This window comes from Antrihabitans spumae (assembly GCF_043944905.1).
Classification (GTDB): domain Bacteria; phylum Actinomycetota; class Actinomycetes; order Mycobacteriales; family Mycobacteriaceae; genus Antrihabitans; species Antrihabitans spumae.
This window is the reverse complement of the sequence record NZ_JBIMSN010000020.1, coordinates 17825-29449: the sequence shown is the minus strand read 5'-3', so window position 1 is coordinate 29449 and position 11625 is coordinate 17825. Positions and strand designations below refer to the sequence as shown.

The following is an 11625-nucleotide window of genomic DNA, read 5'->3' as shown; positions in this document are numbered from 1 at the left end:
CTCACGCCTCCTTACTCCCCGCCACGATCGCGGTGTTGCTCAGCGCCGACGCGATTCGATCGGTCGACTGCACCATCGCGCAGCGCGACGCCGCGTATTCGAGAGTCATGACGTGATCCGCTCGGGTGAAGTCAGCTATCGCATCGGAGACGAGGAACGTCTCGACATCGTGGGAGAACGCGTCACACGCCGTCATCAGAATCCCGACGTGCGCGTAGACACCACACACGATCATCTGGTCGCGCCCACAATCACGAAGGCGGGCGGCGAGATCGGACTTGTGGAAGGCGCTGTAGCGCCACTTGGTGAAGACCCAGTCCTCCTCGCGCGGGGTCAGCTCAGGAATGATCTCCCGGTCGGACTCGTCCACCGACATGCCGTCACCCCAGAAGTCACGCAACAACCCCCGCTGTTCTCGAGTCATGCCACCCGGCTGAGCGGTATAGGCAATGACGACGCCTGCGGCAGCGCACACGTCACGCAGGTGTGTGATGTTCGCGAGCAGCTCGTCGAACAACGGAGACTGCCGTCCGAAAGGACGTAGAAAGTACTGCTGCATATCGTGAATCAACAGCACGGCGCGATGTGGCTCCAGCGTCCAGTCGACCGTGTTCACCGGCAGTTCGGCGTGTGCCGGCATGCCGTAGGAACCGACTGTCGGTATTCCCGTCATTGTTGTCCGCTCGCTTTCGTATCGTCTCGGTGCCCCGGCATTGCTACTCAGGCTCCGAGAGTTGCGCCGCCGTCGACGGTCAGGTCGCCCATCGTGATGTGTTTGGCTTCGTCGGAAAGCAGGAACAGCACAGCGTCGGCGATGTCGTCCGGTTGGGCGATACGTCCGAGCGGTATGCCGAGTCGAAACCGTTGCAGGTCACCGTCGATCGTGGCGCGCGACCGATCTTGTCCGTCCCAGCTCACCCGCAACATGTCGGTGTCCGTCGAACCAGGTGACACCACATTGCAGCGGATACCGAAGCGAGCGACCTCGAGTGCCGTGCATTTCGTGAACATCGTCGACGCTGCTTTTGAGGCCGCGTATGCGGTCAGCGCCACCCGCGGAGTCTTGGCAGCGTTCGACGACACCGTGACGAGCGAGCCGGCTCGCCGTGGAATCATCCTGCGCAGTACCGCGCTCGTAGCCACGAAAACGCCGGTTGTGTTGACCGCGAACGTCGCATCCCAATCGCCGTCGGACAGCTCCGCTGCCTCGCCTGTGAACATGACACCGGCCGCATTGACCAGGTGCTCGATCGGCCCGATGGTGGATTCGACCGTGTCGACGATCCGCTCGATGTCGGTCCGCTTGCTGACGTCGCCCAGCATCGGGATCACGCGGTCGGTTGCCGACGCGGCTTTGTCGGGCTCGGCCGCGTCGATCGCGACGACCGTCGTACCGAGTTCGCCGAGTCGTCGAGCGATCGTCGCACCGATGCCTCTGGCACCGCCGGTGACAACGGCGACCCCGGGCCTCGGATCACGCTCGGTCTGCACATCGGTCACGACGCGCTACCGGTGCCCGGTGTTGCGGTCAGCAACTTGGCCAACGCTAGCCGCTGCACCTTCGCCGTTGCGGTGCGCGGCAGTTGCGCAAGCGGTAGCTGCACCGGTTCGCGCATCTGCGGTAGATCGGCGATGGCGGCGTGCCACTGCGCCAGATCCAGTGGCGACTCGTCTCGGGTCACGACGACTGGAGTCGGCACGCCGCTGTCGTCGGCAATCACGACGATCTCCAGCAAGGCATCCATCCGAGCCAGCACGGTGTCCTCGATCGCCAAGGTGCTTCCGAAGCCTGCGATCGTGTCCACCTCCCGATCGAGCAGATGCAGACAGCCCCACTTCGTTCGATAGCCGACGTCGCCCATTCGCCACCAACCGTCGGTCAGCTGTCGCCTGTAGCGGTCGTCCTCACCGAGATAGGTGAGCGCGCGACCGTCGCTGCGTATTTCGACGTATCCCGGCTGTGCTTCCGTCGGCCGCTTGCCGTCGGCACCGACGACCCGAAGCCCGGTCATACCGGCGAACGGAAACCCGACGCAACGCCAGTCCGCGTCGATGCCGCGCTTTCGGGTGCTGACCCGGCCCACCGTCGGACCGATTTCGCTCTGCCCGTACAGCTGGATGTGAATCGGATTCTTCCGCTCGGAGGCTGCGAGGAGTTCCACAACCGTCCGTGGGTGGATCGCATCGAAGGTCGTACTCAGGCAGTTGAGATTTGCAAGCGGTCCGCGCGGATCCTTGGTCAGCGGCTCCCATGCGACGATCGCGTTCGGATGGGCTTCGATGATGCCCGGCTTCGTACGCGCAAGGATCTCGGCGACGTGGCTCGAATCCGGATCGCGGATGATCACGATCGGAAAGCCGCGCGCGAGCGCGATCGCAAGTGCGGTCACCAGTCGTGAGTGCACGAAGGAGACGTGTATCGCGACTGTCTCGCGGCGTCTGATCAATGCTCGCGCACCCACAGCCTGCGGTCGATAACGCGCCTGCAGTGTCTTTGCCGTGTGGACGACAAGTTTCGGTACGCCGGTCGTTCCGGACGTGTGTGTGATCAACGCGGGCAGCGACGGATCGGGGCGAATCGGCGCTACCGGATTGCGCTCGCCGTCGAGGTCGAGGCGTAGCGCGGCGTCGCCATCGCTCGATGCGAGCAGGACAGCGCGAGCGTGCTGTTTGGTCTCCTCGGTCAGTACTTCGGCGAACTTTCCACCGTCGGTGATCAGGTACGGCCAATCGCAGCGGCGCAACAATTCGGCGACCACATCGCCTTTGAGAGCTGGCGACAGATTCACCGGCACCGCGCCTACGCGCGACACCGCGCAGGCGAGCAGAAAGATGTCGAACCCGTCCTGCTTGAAGATCGCGACCTTGTCACCGGGTCGCACTCCGGCCGCGACAAGCGCTGTTGCGGCTCTGGCCACGATGTCCGCACAGTCGCCGACCGTCAGCTCACTGCCGCGGCCTGGATCGAGGTCGAGCACATGGTCGAGGGTGACCGTGAGATCCGGATTTCGCTGTGCCGCCTGCTCGAACAGTCCGCCGATGAACAGGCCACGATTGCCGATGCGCTGCAGAATCATTTCGGGCTCCCCGACTCGAGCGCTGTCTTGATCCCGCGCAGTGTCTCGCCGATGTCGCCGGCGATCTTGGCGCCCCAATCGGAGATGAATTGCTGCTCGGATTCGGGATCCATGTCGGCCATGATGCCCCTCATGCCCTCGGTCAACCGTCCCATCCAAAACCTATGGGTGAGAATGCTTCCCGTGCCATCAGCGGAGATTTCGTAGGACCACACACTCTCCTGGGTGTTGCCTGCGGAATCGCGCATTGCCCACCGGAAGACCTCGGGTCGGACTGCCTCTACGACTTCCGATTCCGTACTCCAGTCGCCTCTGACGACAGGCGCCCACTCGACGACGGTCGGTTCACGGTGATTGTTTCCGCGGAACACCGATCCGACCTGACCGGCGGCGCCGACGATCCACGTGCCACCGCCACACTCGGGGCTCCACTGTCCACTCGCGGCAAGATCGGTGACGCAGTCGAACACTCGCTCCGGCGGTTGGTCGATGCGGATGTCGCCCAGTACGTGAAACGTCTGGACCTGCGACGTTTGCTCGGTCAATTTGCCTCCTCGGTGACAAGCCGCATATCTCTGTGCAAGAAGTGCCAGACCGTGTGATAGCTGTCGAGCAGCGGTGACGCGACGAAATCCCAGTTCTGCCTTGCGATTTCGTCGACGGCTGCTCTGAAGCGACCAGGATAGGCAGTCCACAGCGGTGTCGAATCCGCTATCCGCTCCAGCAATTCGTCGACCTCGCCGTGAAAATCGACGAGCGCGCGGGCATTCGCGTCCGAACGATCACGTTGAAATGCCGTGACCACAACCTTGAGACGCCTGTCGAAGGACTCGAACTCGGCGAGCAGCGGCTTGGTCGCCGTACGTGTCGAGTCGAGCAGCCCCGCCAGTCGGTCGGATGCTTCGCTCCTGCCGAGCGCGGTCAAACCGTAGACCTCGCCGCGCGGGGTACGCGTTGCCGTGAAGAGCGAATCGTTGCCGAGCACCGATTCGTCGTCGATCGTCGCTGTTCGCTCGGTCGCGGGCAGCCAAGCGCCGAGTCGGTCGGCACTCACCCAGCCCGCGACCCGGATGGCGTGCAGAATTCTCAGCTCGGGAGTTACGACGGTCATCGAGCGATCTCCTTTGCTGCCCACTTCGCAGCGGCGCGGACCGCGAGCACAGTGCCCACGCCGCGCCTGGCTTCTGGTTTTGCGATCACGTATTCGACGAAACAGTCCGGTAGGTCGGCGGTCACGGCGTCGGCGCAGTCGAAGGCGACGCGGTGACCTGCCGCGGCGAGGCGCTCCGCGGCGTCTCGCTCTCCGGTGATGACCAGGGTGGCGGCAGGAATCGGCGCGCCGGTAGCTGTCGCGACGATCGCGTTCGGTTCGACCGCGAGCACAGCGGCGAGGGTCGGTTTGATTCGCGCCTCGATCGCCTCGTCTGCGAACAGGTCCGACGGGAACTCGACCGTGGCTCCGGCAAGGCGCTCGACGACGCCCTGCCATACGCGACCGGTCGTGCCGCACACCGTCACCGTCGCACCTGCCGATGGCGCGGCCGTGGAGAACGAGGCTCCGACAACGGCCGGAATGCCGAGTTCGCGGGCGACGACGGCCGCGTGTGAACCGGCGCCACCCTCCACCGTGACGACGGCAACGGAAGAGACCATGCCGAGGAAGTCTTCGGGTTCGGTGCGTGGCCGCAGCAGCACGAGCGGCTCACCCCCACCTGCCAGCGCGGCTTCGGTCGTGGTGACGACACGTCCTGTGGCGACGCCTGCCGACGCCCCGACTCCGATCGCAAGCAGGCGTCCGCGATCCGGGTCGGCAACGCTCGGCGATTCGCCGAACAGGGCATCGATATCGAGTCGCGCCAAGGCGATCTGCCTACCGATCAGACCCGTCCGCCACCCTGCGATCGTGACCGTGTTACGAACCTGACCGGTCGTCACGGCAGGTCGCAACTGCACGATCCACCCTGTGCCGTTCTCGACGACGAACTCCACCTCTACGGCGACGGTCTGCCATTCGTACATCTCGGTGACGACCCCGGCAAGCTCGTCGTATGCGGTCCAACTGTCGTCTCGCAATGCCGAGATCGGCAGCGGCGTCGTGGTTCCTGAAACAAGCGACTCCCCCGTGCTCGCTCGCAGGTACTCACCGTGCAGGCCTGCCACGCCGGTGAGCGGATCGTGGCTGAAGACCACGCCACTGCCCGACGCCCCCACACCGGTGCCGTATGCCAACACCTGAACGACGACGGCCGTGGCCACGTGCTCGGAAATGCCGTTGGCTCTTCGATATTCGCGCGCCCTTGCGTTGTCCCACGACGCGAACACCGCCTCGACGGCGAGGCGGACCTGAGCTGCGGGCGAGGAGGGAAAATTCGTACCGCTGTGCTCTTCGTACAACGCGACAAGCCTGCGATAGTCGGCGACCGGATCGACCGCGTCGCTCGGATTGCCCGGCACACAGCCCGCAACGTGCGAGCACAGGTTCGCGACTCCCCCGAGAACGACCTGCCACGCTGCGGATTCGGTGCCGAGACGCCCGCTGAGCGCGGCGACGTTTCGGTCCGTGAGACCGACGCCGAGCAAGGTGTCCATCATGCCGGGCATGCTCACAGCCGGGCTGGATCTGACGGCGAAACCCACGGCGAGTTCGTCGACCCCGGATTCGACTGCGGCGGCGACGAGTTCGTCGACCAAGCGCGCTGCCAGCGCCGGCGGCACCCTGCCGTCGACCAGGTCCGCGGCGCGCACGACCCGAAACGGCGGGACCCGGAAGCCCCGTTCGACCAGGCGAGTGAGAAAGAACCCCTTGCCACCCAACTCGTCTCGCGAGTCGGGCACCCGCAGCTGGGAATCAGCGACTGACAAGTTCATCAGCCACCCTTCGTTCCGCGAAGCGCGACTGCGCGCCTACGAACACCGCGCGCATCTCCGTTGCACCGGACTCGAGCTCATCCCAGAGCACGGCACGCTTGGGTTTCCCACTCGTTGTGCGAGGCACCGCGAGCGGCGCGACGAATGCCAGTGCTGCGTTCGCGGCGTCGATGCCCAACTTGGTCAGCACGCCGACCGCCTGATCGACCTTCTCGGCTGCGACGCGTTGCTGGAACACCACGAGTGCTGCCGCTCTGCCTACCGAGCCGACATCGCGGAGTACGACGATCACTTTGTCGTGCTTGATGTTCAGTCGTTCCGCTATCGCGATTTCCGCATCTTCGGCCAACACGAACGAGCCGTTGATCTTCACCGAGTTCCCGACGCGACCGATCACGTACAACTCGCCGTCCAGGCGGAGCCCGAGGTCGCCGGTTCGGTAGCGAGGCAGCTGATCGGGTGGACCGTCGCCGAGGTAGCCGCTGAAGATCGCAGGTGAGGACACCTCGATCTCGCCGACACAGCCATCGGGCAACACCTGTCCGTCGGTAGCGATGATCGCGACGGCGGCACCTGGCAGCTCGCGCCCGCAGGAGACGACGTGATTGACCTCCTCGACACCGCTACCCACGCCGGTCGAGGTCGAGACGAACTCCGAAAGCGACTGTTTCCGAACGATTCTGGCTTCGTCGCTCGCCCGCATGCTGCTGAAGTCGAGCGTCAGCGCAGTAGGTTCCTCGCCAGGACCCGTCGTGGTGATGGCCAAGGTCGTCTCGGCCATCCCGTAACCGGGCTTGATCGTCTCGGGCTTGAAGCCGTAGGGCGCGAGCAGTTCGTAGAACGCACGCAGGGCCCGAAAATTGATCCGATCCGACCCGACGATCAGCGTTCGCCACGTCGAGAAATCCATGCCGACGAGGCTCCGCTCACTCACGAGCCTGACGATGCGCTCCACCGCGAAGTTCGGCATCGCGGAGTGGTGCAGGCCGTGGCGCCCGAACAGTTCGAGCCACAGTGCGGGCCGCCGAACGAAGTGCTCCGGCCGCATGAGCCAGACATCCTGGCCGTAGGTGATCGGTGACATGAAGGTTCCGATCAAGCCCATGTCGTGATGCAACGGCAGCCACGAACCGAAGGTCTGGCTGTGCGCGGTCCGCCCGTGCTCGCCGTCCTGATGGAAGACCGACTTCAACATGGCGATGTGCGCTAGCACAGCCCCTGCGCTCAACCGGACCCCTCGCGGCGCACTCGTCGAACCCGACGTGAACTGAATGATGGCGGTCTCGCCCCCGCGCGCTGGCGTCAGCTCGATCGTCGACCGATCTCGCACCTCGTCGGCAACATCGATAAGCATCGGTGCCCCGATGAAGTCCGTCCGCTCGACCTCCGCGAGTGCGCCCGCTTCGCCTACCACCGCCGTCGCGTCGAGCGCGGACAGCAAGGCACCGACGTACTCACGGTGTGCCAGGTTGCCGGTGAGCCCAACCGGTGCGACGGCCGTTGGAACTGCTCCGATGGCCAGCGTTGCGAAGAAGTACCGCGCAAAATCGACTCCGGTGGGCAGAATCAGCGCGACCCGATCTCCGCGGCCGATCCCTTTGCCTCGCAACGATTCCGCAACACCCCGAGTCTTGGCAGCGAGGTCGTCGTAGGACAACCGCGACCAGTCACCGTCGTCGTAGAACGCAATGCTGCCACCCTCGGCTTCCCGGAAGGCGATCCAATCGACAATCGATTCCATGGTGTTGTCCCCGCTGCATCGTTACTCGGTCGGTACCCGTCGGTCGGTCAGTTTCCGGCTACGCCCACGCGCGCGGTAGCTGCGCTGGATCAGCGCCACAAGATCGCCGACGGTTGTGATGTCGAAGACCTCGGGGTTGTCGATCAGCTCGATTCCGTACTCCTCTTCGACCAGCGTCATCGCTTCCATCAGGGAGAGTGAATCGATGTCGATGTCGTCCCGGACGGAATCGGTGAGGCGCAGGTCCGGACGCGGACGCCCCTTCCCGAGCTTGTCCTCGATCACCGAGAGGACTTCCTCCGGATCCGAAACCCGATCGTGAAAGCCGTTGCTGCTACTCACAGAATTCGCACCTCTCCGCTATCGCCGTTTACATAGACGCGCTGACCGGACTTGATGTCTCGCGCGATCGGATGCGAAACGACGGCGGGCACGCCGAGTTCGCGGCAGATGATCGCGACGTGGGAGTACTGGCTGCCGCGGGCCGTCACGACAGCGCCGATGAACGGCAGCATCGGGATGATGTTGGCGTCGGCACTCTCGCAGACGAGCACCGCGCCCGGCTGCTCGGGAATTTCGTCGATCTCGATAGCGACGCCGTCGCAGATCCCGGCCGAGACACCTCGTGGCACACGCCGGGGTTGGTGGGCCTGCGACGCTCCCGGGGCGAGATCGAGGTAGTCCGGCATATCCACCCCGAGTGCCTCCTCGCACGACACCCGGCGACGTTCGATTTCCTCTTTGCCTGGCACCACGTTTCGCAACTCCGCCATGGACAGGTAGGGCCAGTCCGCGTCGTCGACCCCTCGCAGCGCTGCGAGCCGGGGCACGAAGCGTCGATGCGCATGCAAAATGCGCATACAGAGGGATTTGCTGTACTCGCGAAGAGCCATGACGTCGCCGAGCAACAACACCGATGCGTCGATCGCGCGGCCCCGAGCCGAGTCGTACATCCCGACGAGGGCCTCCCGCGGTGAGACGTCGTGAAACTCTCGATCACTTGTCGCAGGTGGTCTGATCGGCGTCATCGCGTAGTCCGCCCATGGCAATGCCGTATCGGCGATCTCGTAGAACGGCTCGCTGACGAATCGTCCCGGCCCGTTCTCGACCGAGCTCAGCGCGAACAGTCGACCCCACGGCAGTTCCGCGGGCTCCTTGAGCCAGTTCGCCATCGCGATGCCCTTACCTGCGAGGCGGCCGACGACTTTGCGCTGCAGAACCTCCGCTGCGACAGCGCCCGAGCTGCTGACGATGTGCAGGTGCCACGCACGCTCGAGCAACGCGTTACCCGCCGCGGCGAGTTCGCCGATCCGCCAATCCGCATCGGTCGTCACGGCGGCGTCGACATCGTGTTCGAACCCGAACACTCGCTGCTCGAGTTCCATGAGGCGAGGCCGCAGCGACACGAGTTCGCGCATCATGCGAACGCTCGACCTGCGGCGCTTGATCCGTCCCGACTCCGCTCCGAGCCCGGACCGCGGCGGCTCGATTCCTTCGAAGAACGCCGCCGTGATATCGACAGGGGTGAGCAGGTCGACCTGTTCGGCCACATAGCAGTACGCGGTCAGATTGTGGTACGGCCGGCAACTGAAGTACCCCGTGAAGACGTAGTTCGAGCCGGTAGCCCAGGACGGATTGTCGAGGATGTCGCCGACGAACAGTCGACTGCCAAGTTCCATCGGCCTGCCGACGAGCGACCACGACATCGGGGACAACCGCTGCGGAGCGATCTCGGCGAAGTTGCCCGCCGAATACACCTGCATGGTCGGATGTTGCAGCGTGTCGGTACGGCAATGCTGATAGTCGTTCACCTGCGTTGTCATCGCTGTCCACCGATACCCGTCAACGCGAGCCCCGATTCCCGCAGAGCACGTCCTGTTGCAACGACGTAGTCGGGATCGGCGGGGGTGTCTGGAATCGGCATCCGTTCCCGAACATTGTCGTCGAACGTGAACAGAGGCCGGACATAGTCGACGATGGCAGGTTCGACACCGAACCGTTTCGCGGCGGCGCGTTGGAGCCAGCGCGGTCCGACGCCGTCCACGATCTTCGGCACAACACCCCACGGCCTGCACAGCTGCTCGAGAATCGCCGCGAGCGTCGGCAGTTCCGGGTCGAAATACGTTGTGGCCTTTGGTGGTTTCTGCGCTGTCGCAAGATCGCGGACAACTTCCGCCGCAAGTGCGACATCGCACGCATAGATCGGGAAGTCACCACGCGCTTCGAGTACGGCGGGCAAACCCGCGAGCAGATGCGGCAACGCTGCGATCGGTCCGCCCTGCAACGGAATCACATCGGCGGGTGCTGCTCCGAGCAGCGGACCGATCCGCAGGATCGATACGGGAACCCGCGTCTCGCGTCGGGCGATGAGCTCGCCGCGATACTTCGCGTACTCGTAGAAGTTGCGGAACGACTGGCCGCGGGCAAGATCGCGGTTGGTGATCGCACCCTTCGCACGGCCGAGGGCGACCACAGAGGATACGTACACGACGCGCGTAACGGAGTCGATGCGCGCGGCAAGATCGAGTACGTTTCGGGTGCCCGTGACATGGGTGTCGATGACCGACGTCGTATCCATTTCGACCGACCCGAAGCAGCTGACAACGACCTCGACACCATCGAACATTCCTTCGGCCTCGTCACCGAGTCCCATGCTCGGAGAGAGCACGTTGCCGACGACGCCAGTTCCGAAATGTGCGCGGCCGCTTCTACTCAGGGCGAGGACCTCGTGGCCCGCTGCGTCGAGAACCTGGCAGACGGCGTAACCGAGATAGCCGGATGCGCCGACGACGAGAATTTTCACTCGAACCTCCCCATCGGCAGTTCTGCAAAGGTCGCTGCCGGGCGGACGTAATCGAGGTCGAATGCGATTTCGATGATCTCCTCCAACGTGACGGCGGGATACCAGCCGTCGGCCAGTTCCACCAACCGCGTTCGTTCGAATATTCGATCGAGCGACACGTAACGCAGGCCGTACAACCGATTGCCGAGCTCTCGGTTCCAGCGGGCGTAGCGCAGTCCGACGTTCTCGGCCATCCGGAGCAACTTGTCCGGTGCTGTGACCAAACGCGGTGTCCGATAGCGGTTTCCGATGTCCTTGGACGCAAGCATTGTCATCAGCGCTACCAGCGTCGGCGCGTTTTCGCCCGCGCACAGGTGCGTGATCACCCCACCTCGCCAGTGTTCGAAATCGTCGCGGAGTCCGTGCGCGATCATCCGAAGAATGCCCTCTCCGACCAGATTTCGCGGCAGTGTGTCGACGCGCGCACCTGCTCGCACCGGCAGCACCGGCAGTTCGCCCTTCGACAGCGGTGACGCGAGCTGATAGAGCGAGCTCAACCGCGTCGTCGACTTCGTGATCGAACTGCCGATGACGGCCCCGATACGGGCGATCAGCACTGGATGTCCCGAGTTGCGTGCTTCGCGCATCAGGTGCTGCTCGGCATACCACTTGCTGACTTCGTAAGGCGTGCGATTCTCCTGCGGCGGCTGCAAAGCCTCCGGAATGTTTCCGTCCTGCAACCCCGCAACGTAGACAGTGCTGGCGTGGACGTACGGGACTGTGTAGCCGTACGCCTGGGACAGGTGCTGCGCGTAGCGCAGACCGTTCACTGCTCCCATGTAGTTGACGCGGTCCATATCCTTCTGTGACGCGGCCCAGTCGGTGACGCCCGCGAAATTGATGACCGCGGCGACCTTGCCGACGTCGATATCGTCGTCGGCCAATCCCCAGGAATCCGCCGTCACATCGCCGACGACCTGCACCATCCTCGCGCCGAGATTGCTCAGGTTGGAGCGCAACCTGCGACGCACCAGCGCGACCAGCTCGACGTCGTCGGCGTAGTCGTGAGCGACCGCTTCGATCAGGCCCTGGCCTACCTGTCCGCTGAGCCCGGTGACGAGCAATCTAGTTCCACGGGGCATCCTCTGAGCACAGTC

11 protein-coding genes are annotated in these 11625 nt (G+C 64.3%); all 11 read right to left on the bottom strand.

Annotated features, from left to right (window positions below):
• Position 1 precedes the first annotated feature (1 nt).
• From ACHIRB_RS04695 to ACHIRB_RS04645, 11 genes are read right to left on the bottom strand one after another with little or no spacing between them, the layout of a single operon-like run.
• Positions 2-673, bottom strand: coding sequence for an isochorismatase family protein (locus tag ACHIRB_RS04695; protein ID WP_395125172.1), 672 nt, complete (start codon positions 671-673; stop codon positions 2-4).
• 47 nt (positions 674-720) lie between these two features.
• The gene (locus ACHIRB_RS04690; protein ID WP_395125173.1) at positions 721-1500 is read right to left on the bottom strand and encodes a 2,3-dihydro-2,3-dihydroxybenzoate dehydrogenase; all 780 of its coding nucleotides are present in this window, start codon (positions 1498-1500) and stop codon (positions 721-723) included.
• Positions 1497-3077, bottom strand: a complete 1581-nt coding sequence (locus ACHIRB_RS04685; protein ID WP_395125174.1) for a class I adenylate-forming enzyme family protein — start codon at positions 3075-3077, stop codon at positions 1497-1499. The genes ACHIRB_RS04690 and ACHIRB_RS04685 overlap by 4 nt, the downstream gene beginning before the upstream one ends.
• On the bottom strand, positions 3074-3622 hold the full coding sequence (locus ACHIRB_RS04680) for an SRPBCC family protein (protein WP_395125175.1): 549 nt from the start codon (positions 3620-3622) through the stop codon (positions 3074-3076). Before ACHIRB_RS04680 ends, ACHIRB_RS04685 begins: the two co-directional genes overlap by 4 nt.
• On the bottom strand, positions 3619-4188 hold the full coding sequence (locus ACHIRB_RS04675; RefSeq protein WP_395125176.1) for a hypothetical protein: 570 nt from the start codon (positions 4186-4188) through the stop codon (positions 3619-3621). The genes ACHIRB_RS04680 and ACHIRB_RS04675 overlap by 4 nt, the downstream gene beginning before the upstream one ends.
• The gene (locus ACHIRB_RS04670) at positions 4185-5945 is read right to left on the bottom strand and encodes a PEP/pyruvate-binding domain-containing protein (RefSeq protein WP_395125177.1); all 1761 of its coding nucleotides are present in this window, start codon (positions 5943-5945) and stop codon (positions 4185-4187) included. Before ACHIRB_RS04670 ends, ACHIRB_RS04675 begins: the two co-directional genes overlap by 4 nt.
• Entirely contained in the window at positions 5926-7686 is a 1761-nt protein-coding gene (locus ACHIRB_RS04665) for an AMP-binding protein (RefSeq protein WP_395125178.1), read from the bottom strand. Before ACHIRB_RS04665 ends, ACHIRB_RS04670 begins: the two co-directional genes overlap by 20 nt.
• Before the next feature lie 21 nt (positions 7687-7707).
• Positions 7708-8028 carry an acyl carrier protein gene (locus ACHIRB_RS04660; RefSeq protein WP_395125179.1) on the bottom strand — a complete coding sequence of 107 codons (321 nt, stop codon included), beginning with the start codon at positions 8026-8028 and terminating at the stop codon, positions 7708-7710.
• Positions 8025-9509, bottom strand: a complete 1485-nt coding sequence (locus ACHIRB_RS04655; RefSeq protein WP_395125180.1) for a PEP-utilizing enzyme — start codon at positions 9507-9509, stop codon at positions 8025-8027. The genes ACHIRB_RS04660 and ACHIRB_RS04655 overlap by 4 nt, the downstream gene beginning before the upstream one ends.
• Entirely contained in the window at positions 9506-10489 is a 984-nt protein-coding gene (locus ACHIRB_RS04650) for an NAD-dependent epimerase/dehydratase family protein (protein ID WP_395125182.1), read from the bottom strand. Before ACHIRB_RS04650 ends, ACHIRB_RS04655 begins: the two co-directional genes overlap by 4 nt.
• Positions 10486-11610, bottom strand: a complete 1125-nt coding sequence (locus ACHIRB_RS04645) for an SDR family oxidoreductase (RefSeq protein WP_395125184.1) — start codon at positions 11608-11610, stop codon at positions 10486-10488. Before ACHIRB_RS04645 ends, ACHIRB_RS04650 begins: the two co-directional genes overlap by 4 nt.
• Between the last annotated feature and the right edge of the window lie 15 nt (positions 11611-11625).